The following is a 16,458-nucleotide window of genomic DNA, read 5'->3' on the forward strand; positions in this document are numbered from 1 at the left end:
TTTAAGTTCATTTCGAAATTTCAAACTGTTTCTGATGACTTTGATGATAATGAGGATTTATTATTTAAATTCCTTTTTGCTTTTCTGAATGAATTCCCAGATGCAAGAGTATGGATTGAAGAAGATTGGTTTTACAATCTAGAAGATATGAAACAGATAAAGGCATCCTACAATAATAATTGGTGTTATATAGATCCAAACAACATTTGAGTGAAACACATAATTAAGATTCAGGCACTTCTACCAAACCAAAAGTAGAGGTGCTTTTTCCTATGAAATCAAACAACTAATGAAATCTTCCACCAATTGGTCGATAATATAGAAGAAGCAATTTTTAGATCACCATATACATAGAGAACGATCCACAACTATCCTACACCCACACGAGGTATATTCATGAAACAAGGCATATATGAACAGCTTATCAATACGATCACCAGACAGGAGATTTCGGCGCTGGACCAGGATGTGTATAACATTGGAACCGAGAAGCTGGATGCAGAGGAAGCACGCAAACTGCTGTCCACGTATTTGGCGGCGGTGACCCGGCGAGCGCTCAAGATTGTGCGGGAACAGACGGAAGATAAGACGGCAGTGTTGGCGCAGATCCGAACATGTAATGAGATCATTGCTACCCTCAAAGGCACACTAGGGGAAGAAGAGTACAACGAATTGCAACTCGATGAGCAGGGGGAAGTGTTGACCCATGTGTATTCCAAGCTGAACAGCATTCGTGCGGTCCGGGATACCCGAATCATTCGTCCAGATACACCGATCTCCCAAAGCTCTTTATTCACAGGTGCAAAATCCGAACCGAGTATGTTATTGGAGTTGCAGAAGGAGATCATGACCGCCGATCGGATCGATTGGTTGGTGTCATTTATCAAATTCAGTGGGCTTCGCCTGCTACTGGAACAGCTTCAACAATTCACAGCGGGCGGTGGGAAACTGCGGATCATCACGACCACCTATATGGAAGCAACCGACCTCAAGGCTATAACTGAACTTAGCAAATTACCTAACACCGAAATCCAGATTTCGTATGATACCAAAGTGACCCGACTGCACGCCAAAACGTACATTTTCCACCGTGATACTGGATTCACCACCGCCTATGTCGGCTCTTCCAACCTGTCCAACCCGGCGCTGACCAGTGGTATGGAGTGGAACCTTAAGGTGACGGAGAAGGATTCACTCGACGTGCTGCGCAAGATTGAAGCGACCTTCGAAAGCTACTGGAATGACCGCGAATTCACCCGATATGTGGCTGAGAATGAAGGACATGAGGCACAGTTGAAGGCAGCTCTGAATCGTAAAAAAGATCATTCTAACCACTTTCACCTCGACATTCAGCCTTACGATTATCAAAAAGAAGTGCTGGAACAGCTGCACGCCGAGCGTACGCTGTATGGACGAATCCGCAACCTAATCGTCGCCGCCACAGGCGTTGGCAAAACGGTCATTTCAGCCTTCGATTATAAGCGTTTCCGTGCGAGCCATGCGGGAGCAAAGTTGCTTTTTGTCGCCCATCGGGGAGAAATTTTGAAGCAGAGCCGGGACACGTTCCGGTATATCCTGAAGGATATGAACTTTGGCGAGCTGCATGTCGGAAATCACCGAGCAGAGGCGCTGGACCACTTGTTTGTTAGCATTCAGAGCCTTAACGCTATGAAGCTGACGGAGATCACCAGCCGAGACTACTACGATTACATCATTGTGGATGAATTCCACCATGCCGCAGCGCCTTCGTACCAGAAACTGTTGTCCCATTACGAACCGCAGATTCTACTCGGACTCACTGCTACGCCTGAACGGATGGATGGCAAAGACATTACCGCCTACTTCGATCATACGATTGCCGCCGAGATCCGCCTAACTGATGCCATTGACCGGAAACTACTGAGTCCCTTCCAGTATTTTGGCGTCACCGATACTGTCGATCTATCCCAGGTAAAGTGGTCGCGCAAAGGCTACGATCTGAACGAACTGGAGAAGCTCTATACTCATAACAAAATCCGTGCCAACCAGATCATCCAAAGTCTGAACAAATACGTAACCGATCTGGACGATGTGAAGGGGCTTGGGTTCTGCGTAGGGGTGGATCATGCAATGTATATGGCAAAAATATTTAACGAAGCCGGCATTCCATCCATAGCCCTGCATGGCGGGTCGAGTGAACAGGAACGTCATTCTGCGAAAGGACAGCTGGTGAATGGGGAACTGCGCATGGTGTTTGTCGTGGATCTGTACAATGAGGGCGTGGATATCCCTGAGGTGAACACCATTCTGTTCCTGCGTCCTACCGAAAGTCTGACCGTATTCCTGCAACAGTTGGGACGTGGACTACGGATGGCGGATGGCAAAGAGTGCCTGACCGTGCTCGACTTCATCGGACAAGCGCATCAGGAGTACAGGTTCCAGGATAAATTCCGCGCTCTGATCGGCGCTACCAAACATTCCATCTCGTACTACGTCGAGAATGGCTTCTCGAACCTGCCACGTGGCACGTTCATTCAATTGGAAAAACAAGCGAAGGAATACGTCATGCGCAACCTCAAGCAGATGAGTCGTAATCGCAGAGCGTTGATCCAGAAGCTGCAAACGTTCCAGCAAGACACTGGACTGCCGCTGACACTGGCTCATTTTGTGGAACATCACGGGATGACACTAGTTGAATTGTATGGTGGACGTACGGGGAAAAGGTATTTCAGGGGTATGTTGGCCGAAGCCGGACTGACAGAGCCAATCGAGAGTGAGCAGGATGAGTACATCCGCAGATTGCCATCTGTGCTGACGATCAACTCCCGAAGCTGGCTGACGTTCCTGATTGACTACATTGAAAAAGGGAAAGAACCGACCAACGCTGATGAACAGCGTATGCTCACCATGTTCTATTACACTTTCCACCGGGCCGCGCCTGAGAAACTAGGGTTGAGCAGCATCGAAGAAGGTGTGCAGCGTGTGCTGTCTTGTGAAGCATTCCGAGCAGAGCTTGTGGATATTTTCAAATATAATCTGGCTCATCTGCGATTTGTGGATAAAAGTAATTCGTTCCCGTACACTTGTCCACTGGATATCCACTGTATGTACTCCATGGACCAAGTGCTTGCCGCCTTCGGTTATTGGAATGCCCAGCAATCACCCGCCTTCCGTGAAGGCGTGAAGTATTTTGCCGATGAGCAGACGGATGTCTTCTTCATTACATTGAACAAGTCGGACAAAGATTTCTCACCATCTACGCTGTATGAGGATTATGCGATCAACGAGCGTCTCTTCCATTGGCAGACTCAGAGTCGGGTGTCGGAGCATACGGCTACCGCACAACGGTATATTCATCACCGCGAGACAGGTAACCGGATCGTGCTGTTCGTACGAGAGTATAAGGAGGAGCATGGCTATACGTCTCCATTTGTCTTCTTGGGCGAAGCGGATTATGTGAGTCATGAGGGAAACAAGCCGATGAGCTTTGTATGGCGATTAAGGGAAGAGATGCCTGCGAAGATGGTGGCGGTGGCGAATAAGTGTATTGTTTGAGATTGAAGAAAAATGGTTTGTAAACTTAATATTGTAATTGATGAGATTGAAAGCTCGGTTTATATTTAAAATAGCAGGTTATGTATATGCTTGAACTCTAGTTAAGAGGCTAGGTAATCAGCAGCTTAAGATGAGCTTTTATGAAACTGATGTTTGGTTGGCAATAATGGATGCTATTTTTCTGAGAAAGGTAGTGTGTTAGATATGAGCTTATCTATTAACGAACTGATTATCCAATTAAACTGGTTTGAAATAGTCTTTCCTGTAAAAAGACCCATTCTTCTTTCTAAAGCGAAGAAGAAGATAGAAGAGAGCTTGAATATATCTATCCAGTCTAATACAGTTCATGAATTTCTTTTACTCAAAGAATATAGATCTATACAGATTGATATCGCTCTATCACCGACAGACTGCTCCAGTAATTTAGAAAATACTTCTTATGATACGGATTCGAAAAAGTCTGGGGATGATGATTTATCAATTGAAGATATTTTATCTATGAGCCTAATGCCTAGCAGTCCTGTTACAGATATAAAAAAAGAACCAAATCAAAAATCATATTTTAAAGATAATTTTAATTTTTATACAGAAAATTTGAATTTGATTAAAATATTTCATCAGACTGCGAATATTCAGGCATTAGAACAACTAATTTATATCAATCAGAAGCTAGTCTTGAAGATGGTTAGTAAGTATAAGAACTATATGATGCATGATTTATCGGAAGGGGATTTAATTAGCGAAGGGAATATTGGATTGCTAAAAGCAATCAATCGTTTTGATCACAATAAAGAGACGCAGTTTTCGACATATGCAGTTCATTGGATTAAGCAATCAATTATACGGGCGATTATGAGCAAAGGAACAAATGTACGAATTCCTGTACATTTTCTTGAGAAAATTATCAGTTTAAAGAGATTGGAAACAAAAAAATCTTTTGATGGTACATTAGAAATGGTAAATAATATTTGTTCAGAATTAGGCATCTCTATAGATAAGTATTACATGTTGAAATTAGCTGAACATAGGTTTTTGAATTTAATGTCAATTAATAGTCCTGTAGGAGGTGAGGGACAAGAAACAGAAATACTTGAGTTTTTACCTAATGATAGATTGGAACTTTTGTCTGAAGTCCCCTTAGAATACAATGATCCTGCTCTTGTGTTTGAAAAAAAAATAGTTTCAAAGAACATCTTAGGTCTCTTAGAATATTTAGATGAGCGCCAGAAAAATATTTTGATTTTAAGATTTGGTTTAAATGATGACTTTCCAAAAACTTTAGAAGAAATTGGACTTGTTTATAATTTAACTCGAGAACGTATCAGACAAATTGAATCAAAGGCACTAAAAAGGTTACATAAAATAGCCATCAAAGCTAAAATTTCATTCTAAAGGAGATAGAGTATGAATTTTAATCAAAGTTTACAGAGACTTTATGAAAAGTTAGGTTCAGAAAACAAACACTTAATAGTTTTTAAGGGATTTAGCAGGAGTTTTCTTAAACAAGTTCCTTATGAAAAATTACTTAAAATTTCTTTAAATTGTTCCATTCAACAATTAGATAATTCTAAGAAAGATGCTTTGTTAGAAGCGATATCTAAAGGAGCGGGTACTTCTAATACATTAGTATGGTGTACTTTTGAAGAGTTGATTATGTTAGACTGGTCAATTATTAATTTGTATTTTGAGATCAAAGTTGTAAAAAACAACTTATATCATCTTACTTTTCCTAGTGTTTATGATATTGAGAATATTAATAGTATGTACACATTTCTTTCAGAGGATGAACCTGAAGAAGATGACAATGGGAATGAACAGGTAAGTTTAATTCAAAAATATTATGGTAATTATAAAGTCATTGATGGTGGACCATATGTTACATATTCTGATGATTTTGGACATTTAAATGAAATTGAATTTTACCAATCTGCTCAATTAAATCCAATCCGTTCACAAAGTACTTATGAAGAGGCTGAGATAGAGTTATCTGACGATGAAACTTCATTCATATCTTTTTTAGGGAAAGTAATTTCTCACTCTTTCCCTCCTGGTATTATTAAAGTTGCATTTTCAGGTGATTTAGAATGTTATACAAATAATTACTTAGACAGATTGAGAACTTTACAAAAAAATTATGAAGATAATTATCAGATTGAGCTTATTTCTAAGACTATTGAAGAAAAACAAGATTTGAATGAAAGTGAATATCTAAGTATCTTGAAAAAATATTGGAAATTCGAACAATTTAGAAATTTACGTATTTATGAGAATATACATGAGATCAGACACAACAAAAATACTATTGAGGTATCCCAGGGACAGATTATAGACGACATTGTACAACAAGCAGGACGTGCTTTAAGTGGAGAGAGTTATCGAGATGTATTTGTTACATCTCCTACTGGAGCAGGAAAATCTTTGATGTTTCAAATACCAGCAATATATCTTGCTGACAAATACCAGGCAGTAACTATTGTAATAACACCATTGATCGGTTTAATGACTGATCAAGTGGAGGGTTTACAACAAAAAAATATAAATATGTCAGCAACTATTAATTCTTCAATTTCGCCGATTGAAAGAATGCAGACTGCTGAAAGTATAAAAAATGGAGAAATTAACATATTATATATTTCACCGGAAACTTTGTTAAGCAGGTCTGATATAACAATGCTTATTGGTGAAAGACCAATTGGATTATTTGTCATTGACGAGGCACATATTGTGACAACATGGGGGAAAGCATTTCGATCAGATTATTGGTACTTGGGAAATTATTTAAACAAACTCAGAAAAGAAAAAAAGTTTCCTGTTGCAACATTTACAGCAACTGCGATATATGGTGGAATTGAAGATATGTACACTGAAACTAGAGATAGTCTCGGATTAAATATACCTATTAGTTATTTCGGCTACATTAAACGTGATAATATCGAAATTAGAATAAAAAAAAAGAAAAAGGATGAGGAAAGAAAGTACAATGAGTATTTAGCTGAAAAGAAAAAAATAATGTTAATCAGACTTGAAAAATTTGTCCATGAAGAGAGTAAGACACTTGTATATTTCCCCGGTATAAGGTTAATTAATGATTTTTATGCTTATTGTGAAATCTACGGTAGTTTAAAATTGAGAGAGAGCCTTACAAAATATTATGGTCCTTTGAATAAAGAAGAAAAAAATGAAAATTACTTAAGTTTTAAAAGAAGTGAATCCTGTATAATGCTTGCAACAAAAGCTTTTGGTATGGGGATTGACATCCCAGATATTGAAAATGTATATCATTTCGCACCTACTGGGAATGTATGTGATTATGTTCAGGAAATAGGTCGTGTAGCCCGAAATCTTGAGTTTGGTTATGCGTACTTTGATTTTTTACCCAAAGATTTCGTTCATGTTCAACGACTTCATGGAATTTCAACAATTCGTAAAAATCAGTTAGTTCAAGTGATTTCAAAAATTCTAAACATCTTAGAAAAGCAAAAAGAAGGTAATATAAGGAATATTCTAGTTAGCGCAGATGAATTTAGATATATTTTTCAGACAGGATCAGAAAATGAGGAAGAAAACTTTGACCACAAAGTTAAGACTGCTCTCTTGATAATCGAGAAAGACTTTAATTTAAAAGTACAATATTCGCCAATAGTAGCCAGACCACGTAGTGTGTTCGCCAAAGAGTATTTTATTATTACTAGGGAAACATGGACAACCATACCTGCTAAATATTCTATATATTTTAATAACGTTCGGAAATTATCTGAAAACAGGAAAAATGGGGATGTATATGCATTAAACATGAAGCAAATGTGGATTGATCATTATTCTAGTATTTCGTTTCCTAATTTTAAAAGACTGTTTTTTAATAAAGAATATAGTAAAGATATGCCTTTCAGTCAGTATTTTATTTCTGTTATGAAATTAGACTTAGATATAAAAGAAACAGATGCCAGTAGAATGCTTAGTTCTTTGAGTTTATGGACTGATGCTATTGCAGAATGGTTTAGTGATTATGCTATGAATCAAACTTATTTTTCCGTAAATGATCTAGCAAAAAAAATTAAAAATAAATTTAAAGGATCATTATATAGCAATGAGAATCTTGCAGAGATAATAATGAATAGTGCCTATAGTTATGATCGACTCATGAGAAAAAAAAATAACTTCTATACTCAATTTCTTAAGCGTAACTCGGAACAAAAAGACAAAGAATATTATTTTACTAGTACAGGCTACTCTAGCTTTATAGATTGGATACAGAGTGAAACCCTTCAACTTTTAAGACACAAAAATTTAATAAAAAAAACGGAGAGTCAATATGAAGTCTTTTTGCCAAAGTCCATAGACACAGAACAAGAAAAAGTTTTTCTACATCTTGGACTACTCGAATCACTTGGGTTGGTATTATATCAAATAAATGGAGGAGATAATCCTGAAATATTCATACGTATAAATTCTAAGGCTCATTTAGAGAGAATAGTCGCTAACCCTTCAATGTATAATAATAGAATATTAGAAAATGTGTATAATAGACACAGGCTGTCTGTTTCTATGCTCAACTTTTTATTTGAACGAGAAGTGAATTCTGAAGAATTTTGGGATTTAATAGAAGATTATTTTCTAGGGAAAATTCCAGATGAAGTATTATCTTCAACTTTTAGAGTTTGATTTCATAAATCAGAATCTTATTGTATGAAACGTTACAATATAAAGGCAAAGCAGCTTACTAGCTGCCTTGCCTTTGTTTTTTTATATGTTCAAGATCACTTTAAAATTTCACGTATCACATTTTTAGTTAGATGAATACTGTCCGGGGAAGCATCTCTCAGCATGGCTACAATCTCCTGTATAACTACTTCTGACTCTGTGAAGTGAATGTCTTCATCAACATAAGCGAAGAGCTGCATTAGATTTACTTCAAGTGACTCAGCGATCTTTGCTAAATTCACCAAAGAAACGTTCTTTTCTCCACGTTCGATCTGTCCTATGTATGAAAAATGAAATCCACCTTTTTCTCCGAGGGATTCCTGTGAATACCCTCTTTCTTTGCGTAGTGCGCGAATTCTGGCTCCGACCAGCTTCAAAACTTCTCTGTCCTCGTTCATGGTATTCACCTCTCTATGTTCAAAAGTGTAGACAAGTTTCCTCAAGGTAAACACCAAACGAAGAATACAAATAATTTATTTGATTACTATAGGTATCATTTTATTGTATAATACTGGTATTAACTCTTTGGAGGGATGACAATGGCAAGAAATTGGTCCATAACCGAAGCACATTGTAATCACCAAGTAGATTTTACTCCACGTTCGCAAGACCATGATATCTCCACACAACCTAGATCCAAACAAACTCCTGCTTATCACATGCTACATACTACAATATTGGACTATCACCAACATGCTAAGTATCATCTCAAACTTGCCACCATCATGCGTAATCACAATCAGTTTAAAGCCTGCCTCATTCTCTGTGATTGGGCTCTAGCCTCCATGATTAAGGCGCTTTATATCCATAAGTATCACTCAGTACATCCACCCAAGGAACTCACCATGAATGAAATCTTGCCTTTAGTGCATACGGACACTGAACCCGGATTGGATATTGCCTTGTTCATGGGTACGATGCAACATATGTCCTCCCTAGTAGATTACCCACATGACCAGCCACTAGAACTGAACAACATCGAAAAGCTTCTTCAACGAACAGAAGAGATATTGGACGAGTTAACCACTCGATTGAAGGATGATTCATCAGAGTAAGATGTTTTTTTATTGATCATTTGGGTTATATGTTTGATTTATCTATGTTACGCTTATAAGATGACATCATCCAAATAAAGGATATATGATGCAGAGAATACAAAGGGTGCTCTTTGCTTTGCGTCTGGAAAGTAGGTGTACATCTTGAAAAGAGTAATTGCTATCGCGTTTTTCATATTATCTATATTGGAATTGGTCACATTAATCCTAATCGGTAAAAGCTTGATGACTGGGTATATGGAACCGAGTACGTTTAAAGGGATAATTTCATTTCCACTAGGCGCTACGTATCTCTCGATCTGGATGTTCTTTTCACGGCAAGAGTTTACCGGAGGACGAGTCGCGGCACAGATCAGTTTTACAGCGGCATTGTTGACGGCGTGCCCGTTGGTGTGTTTGTTGATCGTTTTCTATTAAATCAACCGATCCCTCCCCATAGCAAATGGTATAATGGCAAAAAGGGAGATTCTGGCGCGAGGCTTGAAGGCTCTCACAGCAGAAAGGATGTTATACCACATGCCTACATACAACAAATTGGTGCGGGACAAGATTCCGCATATTATTACATCCAGCGGTAAGGAATGTCGCACAAGCATTCTGGACCCGGAGGAGTATAAGCAGGAACTAAGAACAAAGCTGCAAGAAGAATCGGAAGAATACATGAGTGCAGGAAGCGATCAGGAAGCGCTGGAAGAACTGGCCGATATGCTCGAAGTGATCCGGGCGCTGGCGGAGGTGCATGGAGCGAATGCGGCGCAGTTGGATAAGCTGCGGGCAGACAAAGCCGAGGCGCGCGGTGGATTCCAGGAACGGGTGTATCTGATCGATGTCGACGAAGCTTAACGTTAAACTCATTACAGATAACTTGGCAGACGAACTCATTTCCCGGATGCAGCATGCGTCCGGGATTTATATTATGACGTCCTTTATCATGCAGTCTGGTGTGAAGCTACTTGCGCCGCATTTAAAGCGGGCGGCGGAGCGTGGGGCAGAAGTACGAATGCTCGCGGGAGACTATCTGTATATCACGCAGCCGGAGGGCTTGCGGGCATTGTGTGAGGTCGATCCACGAATCGAGACACGGCTGTGGCGAAGTATGGGCACTTCTTTTCACCCGAAAGCGTATTTGTTTGATCATGACAACGGCGAAGGACTACTGATCGTCGGCTCGTCCAACTTTTCGTTCACGGCGCTAAAGACGGGGTATGAATGGAATCTCGCGATGAATGCGGAGGCGGAGCCGTATACGTTCCAGATGGCGTTGGACAAGTTCATGCAGAGCTTCTACCACGAGACAACCTTGCCGGTGAACCCGGATTCGATTGAACTGTATGAGGAAGAGTACCGCAAATATCACCAGAAGAATCCGGAGATGATCCAGCGCATTACGGAGATGGAAGAAGCGGAGTTTGGGACGGGTCTGCCAGAGGACAAGGAGGAAGAGACCGCCGAGCTGTCACTGGTGCCGATTCAACCGCGATTTGCGCAGTTGGATGCCCTCGAAGCACTTCATGGCACGATGGAGGAGCAGTACGACAAGGCGATGGTCGTTATGGCGACTGGGCTTGGCAAAACGTATCTGGCGGGTTTCTTCGCGCAGCGGTTCAGGAGGGTGTTGTTTGTGGCGCACCGGGAAGAGATTCTGTTTCAGGCGAAGAGGTCTTTTCAACGGATCATGCCGGAGCGCAGTCATGGCATCTATAACGGACAGTATAAGAATGGAGCCACGGATTGTGTGTATGCTTCAATCTTTACGCTGAGTATGCAGAAGCACCGGGATGGTTTTGCGGTGGATGCATTTGATCTGATCGTGGTGGATGAGTTCCATCATGCGGCGGCGAAGACATATATGTCAGTGATTGAGCATTTTCAGCCGAAGTTCCTGCTGGGCATTACGGCGACCCCGGATCGACTGGATGGCAAGGATGTGTATGCACTCTGTGATGGGAATGTGGCGTATCAGATGCATTTTATTGAAGCGATCCGGCGAGGTTGGCTGGCGCCATTTCAATATTACGGAGTATTCGACGATACGGATTATTCGCAGATTCGCTGGATCGGGACAAAGTATGATGAGGAACAGCTCATGGCCGTTCAATTGCAAGAGGAGCACGTAGAGACGATCTATGCAGCCTGGGTCCGGCACAAACAGACGAGAACGATTGGCTTTTGCTCGTCGATCCGGCAGGCAGACTTTGTAGCTGCGTATTTCCGAAGTCAGGGCGTGAAGGTACTCAGTCTGCATTCGCGTACATCGGAGATGTCGCGGGAGGAAGCGATTCGGCAGCTTGATGCGGGTGAGCTGGAGGTTGTGCTGACGGTGGATCTGTTCAACGAAGGGACGGATATTCCACGTGTGGATACGCTACTGTTCGTGCGTCCAACGGAGTCACTCACCGTGTTCACCCAGCAGGTGGGGCGTGGTCTACGACTGGCGGAGGGCAAATCGCATTGTGTCATCATCGACCTGATCGGAAACTACCGGAATGCGGATGTGAAGCTGAGCCTTCTGGATGTGCGCGGAGATGAGGAGCGAAGCGGAAAAACGATGGATTCGGCTGTGCCTGAGGTTCCGGCTAACTGTGGGATTCATCTGGAGACCCGGGTAGTGGACCTGCTCCAGGAGCTGAGCCGCAAACGGTTACCGCGCCGCGAGAAGCTGCATCAGGATTTTCTGGATGTGAAGCGAGAGCTGGGGCGTATTCCGACGTATCTGGAGCTGCACCTCATGGGGCGTTCGAAGAGTGTCGGGTATCGGAGCGAATTCGGTTCCTATGTTGGATTTCTGTATTGGGCGGAGTTGCTGTCCCCGACCGAGGGAGAAATGTACGTCCGGCATGAGGCGTGGCTGCGCGATGTAGAGAAGACGATCATGAACAAAAGCTACAAGATGATCGTGCTACTGTACATGCTGGAGCGAGGCGAAGCGCATTGGATGGACCCGATCACGCCGGGGGAGATGGCTGGATTTTTCCATACGTATCTGACGGAGAAGGAATACCGGAAACGGAAAGACTTTTCAGACAAGGACAAGCTGGCGCTCTGGGAATGGAACGAGAGGACGGCAACACGGATTGAGAAACTGATTATTGATATGCCAATGTCTATGTGGAGCGGGGCAAAGGGCAGCATGACACGATTCGAGGATGGCCTGTTCTCACTGAATGTGCAGGTGCAGGATGCGGAGGAACGGGCGTTGCTGTATCGCTGGACGAAGGAGATTTGTCTGTATCGGTTGCATGTGTATTTTGAGCGGGGGAACCCTAGTTAAACGAAAAACCAGACTACACACCGTTTTATGGTATGTAGTCTGGTTTCTATTTTCCATTTCTTGTTTTCCATAACGTATAGATACACAGGGCAACAAGTAAAAACGCAGGGATAATAACGGGTTGAACTGAATTACCTATCGGCATGGAGCTAGCAAGTGAAACCACGTAACTAATTAGTGCAATCCCAATGAATAATGCTGCATTGAAGATGAGAAAGTGTTTTAAAGGTTTTTTCTGAAATTGATACATTACAAAAATGAATGCAATCACGAATAGAATGAGGAACGCAGATTCTGAGATGGTTGTCCATCTTCCGGTTTGGCTTATGGAATTAACATCATCTTGGGTTAAGATACCTTCAGATAGCCATTGTTGAGAGTGACTTAATCGGGTATTCTCTAAAAATAGATAGATACTGTAAATTACAAGCATTAGGACAGCGTATATAAGTAAAAAGAGAGTTGGTAGCTTTTCACTTTTTGTTTTCATGTATGATCACCTCTTTACTTAATAAACTGACATTTCTATTTATGTGGAATTTATATACATTAATACAAATGGACCAGGAAAAAAGGAGGACTTCTTAATTTCTTTCGTAACTGTGAATTTTAAATTTGGAGAGTTGTGGTTTATAAGTGGATAATGAAGCTATAGCAAACGCTACATCAGGCGAATCGGGATAAATGGACGTTGTGCACAATACGCAGGGGAGACATTTACTGTGGAGTCTACTTTTGAAACCATACTAATACTAGGAAACGGGACTCAAAGTTCTTCCCCACCCTCCACATAAAACATAATCGCTTGATACAAAAACCTCAAAAAGTCCCCATCACCAAACTGGTCGAAATAACCCGCATAGCGACGATCCGTCGTATAGGCTTCTGCGATACATCTCAAAATCTCAGCATCACAGACCATAAACTGCTCCAGGCAACTCTTCCATTCACGCACTAACACTTGTACCTCACCAGAAGCAGGAGGTAGATCCTGATGCTTCGCCAACTCCCGAAATACCTGCTCCATGTTGATCGAAAACTGCTGGTAGGCTTGTTCTTGCTCTTCCGCAGACAGCTGGTTCACATTCGCTTCGAATTCCCGATATTTCTCAGTATCTCCGTAGATGAACTTTGCCTCAGATTCATATTGTTCTTGAATGGACAGAATGGAAGAGTCGTCAAACAGATGAAGATGAGAGATATCTGTCCCATCCACATACTCGTCCAACTGGTCGATGATGGTTTCGAGTTTTTGTTTGCGTTGAACGAGTGTACTGCGGTGCTCTTTTAGAATATCTTTTTGTTCACCTTTCGAAAGTTGCATCATGGCGGCAATGTCTTTCAAGGAGAAATTCATTTCTTTGAACAAGAGGATCATTTGCAGATCCCCCAGTGCCTCTTGATCGTAATACCGATAGCCATTGTCTTCGACTTTGCTCGGTTTCAAGAGATCCGTTTTATCGTAATAGTGTAATGCGCGTTTGGTGATGCCTGTGATCTGAATAATATATTTAACGGTGAAATAGGGTGTCTTCATTCCAAAAGTCCTTTGTTTCAGCAAGGATAACACTTGCCGGAGTAATAGTTGCTTCGGTGATCGGTGTACCTGTTTTGTTCAAGTAGTATTGAATTAGGTGATAACCGCAGGCATAGCCAGCCGCATAGGGCATACCTACGGGCGTGAAATTTTGCAGTGTGGCAAGTTCATCGCCGTATAGATACGGATTAATCTGGTCAAAACCAGTGACATGCAACTGATCTTTCATCTTCGGTTTGATTACGTTGTTCAAAGTCCCCATATCCGTTTTGGCTACCCAGGGGCCTAGCAACTCTTCTCCATACAGGGATGTCGCAAAGCTCTCAGCCAACCCCTCGCTAACAACCATCTCGCCAAGCGTAATCTGTGGATTCCACTGGATATATTGATATCTCACATTATGATTGCACTCATGGGCTAAAACGGATTGCATACGAGGTAGAGTATATCTACTCGGGATTAGGTTCGCAATAATGTAACCTGGGATTCCACCATCTCCGCTGATGCCTTCGTTCATGGTCAGTGAAGGGCTATTCTTATCACCCAATAAAATGGTATATAGATATTCGGAGACCGATAGCTCAATTCCGTGCTCTATAAAGGTGGATAGACTCGTATGAACAGCTTCATGACACTGTTGCCAAAATGCTTCAGACGAGATCGCAGCTAACGATTCGTTAATCTCAGGTGTGATATCTGCGGGAGCGATATTCATAAAGTTATTCATCGTGATCACATCGAAGCCATTAGGCTCTTGAGATCGAAACGGGATCTGTTGAATGTTCCATTTGTTCATAAAGGGACCCATCATTCGCTCGCGGTATAACTCCAATTTCTTATCGGGTGCAGCCTGGAGGATCTCTTCATAAATTTGATCTGAACGTAACGCGGTAATTTTCATCCTTAATCTCTCCCTCATGTAAGCATGAGATCATTATCAAGTATGACCTAACGTAACAGTCAAGCGTTGATGTTAGGCTGCTGGCTCTCTGCATGATTCTTCATCTTTATCGTGAATACTAGCGCAGACAGGATATAGATCAAGCTTAGCAAGAGATAAGGGAGTTGCAGCGAGAATACGCGATCGAACGTCGTTTCACTAACCCGCACCAATAATCCGCCGAGAAGCGTACCAATAGCACTGATGCCAAAGGATAGAAAGCGAAACACACTTCCGACCCGGCCAAGCATCTCATTAGGAACGGAACGTTGCAGGATGGAGGAACGGGTCACATTGTAGACAATAATGAAAAATGCAGCACAGAAGTACAGACTGCCTACCAAGTACGCATTAGTAGTAAGACCCACCACACCGTAGATGATTCCCATGCACAGAATGGAGGAGATAATTAATTGTTTTGTACTCCATTTCTTGCGCATATATGCAACAGCCTGGCTTCCTACAATGCTGCCGATGGTTGCGATGGAGATGAGCATACCGAATGCAAAAGCATCCAACCGAAGCACATCTCGTACAAAGAAGATCTGAGTAGCCAGAATGATCGAATACATCAGCGTAATGGTGACAGACAGAATGGCTAATCCGCGGAGAAAACGATCATGATAGACATATTGAATACCGGACCACATCTCGCGTTTCCAATTCATCATCGGGCGAACTTGCTTCTTGGTTGTTTCGGTATCTCCTGGGTAGAAGTTTCCCTTCAAACTGATCAAAAAGAGCAGAGCAATAACAGCCGTTACCGCGTCTATGGCAAAAGGAAAAACAATATGCAGGGTTATAATGAACCCTCCCAGAGCAACGCCCAGAATATCACTTGTGATTAACTGTCCGGCGGTGAACTGCCCATTGGCTTTTTCCAACTTACTCTCATCTACCAGTTGAGGGATGACCGTCTGCACCGTACTGTCGAATACGACCCGGCTAAGCCCGATCCCGAACATGAACAGAGCCAGAATCGGAATGCTCACCCATCCTCCCCAGATACATAACGTCAGAGCAAGCAGAAGAATCATTCGTGTAAAGCCAGCCCCAATTAGCATACGTTTGCGTGAGTATCGGTCAATGAGAACACCTACGGGTAGACTAAAGAGAAGCCAGGGGAGACGAAGTGCCGTCATGGTAACAGAGGCATACAGCGTATCGCTTGTAAGTGTGGATATGAGCCAAGGAACCGCAGCAAGCGTGAGTCCATCACCCAAAAATGTCAGCGAGAATGCACCAAATAACTTGGTATAGTTCGATTTGATTTTCATCGTTCCCTCCACCAATAAGATGTAAAGCATAGCTACAAGAAGATTGGGAAATAATGTGTTTTCACTTAATAACAATGTAAGTTATTGCAAAATGGTTTTCAATCCTATTTTTACATTAAATAACTTCACAAAACGCTTACAAA

At 41.8% G+C, this 16,458-nt stretch carries 12 protein-coding genes; 7 read left to right on the plus strand and 5 right to left on the minus strand.

What is annotated here, in order from left to right; genetic code table 11:
• The first annotated feature begins 396 nt into the window (after positions 1 to 396).
• The 3 genes from MKY85_RS04990 (at position 397) to MKY85_RS05000 (ending at position 8,196) form a co-directional block, all read left to right on the plus strand.
• A complete protein-coding gene (locus tag MKY85_RS04990; protein WP_342571965.1) occupies positions 397 to 3,534 on the plus strand; it encodes a DUF3427 domain-containing protein in 3,138 nt (1,045 codons plus the stop codon).
• 204 nt (positions 3,535 to 3,738) lie between these two features.
• Positions 3,739 to 4,926, plus strand: a complete 1,188-nt coding sequence (locus MKY85_RS04995) for an RNA polymerase sigma factor RpoD/SigA (protein WP_342571966.1) — start codon at positions 3,739 to 3,741, stop codon at positions 4,924 to 4,926.
• 12 nt (positions 4,927 to 4,938) lie between these two features.
• Positions 4,939 to 8,196, plus strand: coding sequence for a DEAD/DEAH box helicase (locus tag MKY85_RS05000; RefSeq protein ID WP_342571967.1), 3,258 nt, complete (start codon positions 4,939 to 4,941; stop codon positions 8,194 to 8,196).
• Between the two features lie 95 nt (positions 8,197 to 8,291).
• On the opposite strand, the gene MKY85_RS05005 is transcribed toward MKY85_RS05000, so the two are convergent.
• Entirely contained in the window at positions 8,292 to 8,633 is a 342-nt protein-coding gene (locus MKY85_RS05005; protein WP_342571968.1) for a helix-turn-helix transcriptional regulator, read from the minus strand.
• Positions 8,634 to 8,774: 141 nt separating this feature from the next.
• Here MKY85_RS05005 and MKY85_RS05010 point away from each other — a divergent pair, with 141 nt between their 5' ends.
• The 4 genes from MKY85_RS05010 (at position 8,775) to MKY85_RS05025 (ending at position 12,561) form a co-directional block, all read left to right on the plus strand.
• Complete coding sequence (locus MKY85_RS05010) at positions 8,775 to 9,290, plus strand: HEPN domain-containing protein (protein ID WP_342571969.1); 516 nt, start codon at positions 8,775 to 8,777, stop codon at positions 9,288 to 9,290.
• Between the two features lie 144 nt (positions 9,291 to 9,434).
• Entirely contained in the window at positions 9,435 to 9,707 is a 273-nt protein-coding gene (locus tag MKY85_RS05015; protein ID WP_342571970.1) for a hypothetical protein, read from the plus strand.
• Between the two features lie 99 nt (positions 9,708 to 9,806).
• Positions 9,807 to 10,133: a nucleoside triphosphate pyrophosphohydrolase gene (locus MKY85_RS05020; protein WP_342571971.1), complete on the plus strand. Its 327-nt coding sequence runs from the start codon at positions 9,807 to 9,809 to the stop codon at positions 10,131 to 10,133.
• Positions 10,117 to 12,561, plus strand: a complete 2,445-nt coding sequence (locus MKY85_RS05025; RefSeq protein WP_342571972.1) for a DEAD/DEAH box helicase family protein — start codon at positions 10,117 to 10,119, stop codon at positions 12,559 to 12,561. Before MKY85_RS05020 ends, MKY85_RS05025 begins: the two co-directional genes overlap by 17 nt.
• A 46-nt stretch (positions 12,562 to 12,607) precedes the next feature.
• On the opposite strand, the gene MKY85_RS05030 is transcribed toward MKY85_RS05025, so the two are convergent.
• The 4 genes from MKY85_RS05030 to MKY85_RS05045 form a co-directional block, all read right to left on the minus strand.
• Positions 12,608 to 13,051, minus strand: coding sequence for a hypothetical protein (locus tag MKY85_RS05030; RefSeq protein ID WP_342571973.1), 444 nt, complete (start codon positions 13,049 to 13,051; stop codon positions 12,608 to 12,610).
• 276 nt (positions 13,052 to 13,327) lie between these two features.
• Positions 13,328 to 14,098 carry a MerR family transcriptional regulator gene (locus tag MKY85_RS05035; RefSeq protein WP_342571974.1) on the minus strand — a complete coding sequence of 257 codons (771 nt, stop codon included), beginning with the start codon at positions 14,096 to 14,098 and terminating at the stop codon, positions 13,328 to 13,330.
• Positions 14,073 to 14,999 (minus strand): DUF2268 domain-containing protein, encoded by a 927-nt coding sequence (locus MKY85_RS05040; protein WP_342571975.1) that lies wholly within the window; start codon positions 14,997 to 14,999, stop codon positions 14,073 to 14,075. The genes MKY85_RS05035 and MKY85_RS05040 overlap by 26 nt, the downstream gene beginning before the upstream one ends.
• A gap of 59 nt (positions 15,000 to 15,058) precedes the next feature.
• Positions 15,059 to 16,315 (minus strand): MFS transporter, encoded by a 1,257-nt coding sequence (locus MKY85_RS05045; protein WP_342571976.1) that lies wholly within the window; start codon positions 16,313 to 16,315, stop codon positions 15,059 to 15,061.
• Positions 16,316 to 16,458 lie beyond the last annotated feature (143 nt).

The sequence above is a fragment of the Paenibacillus sp. FSL R5-0749 genome (assembly GCF_038595085.1).
Lineage (GTDB): Bacteria > Bacillota > Bacilli > Paenibacillales > Paenibacillaceae > Paenibacillus.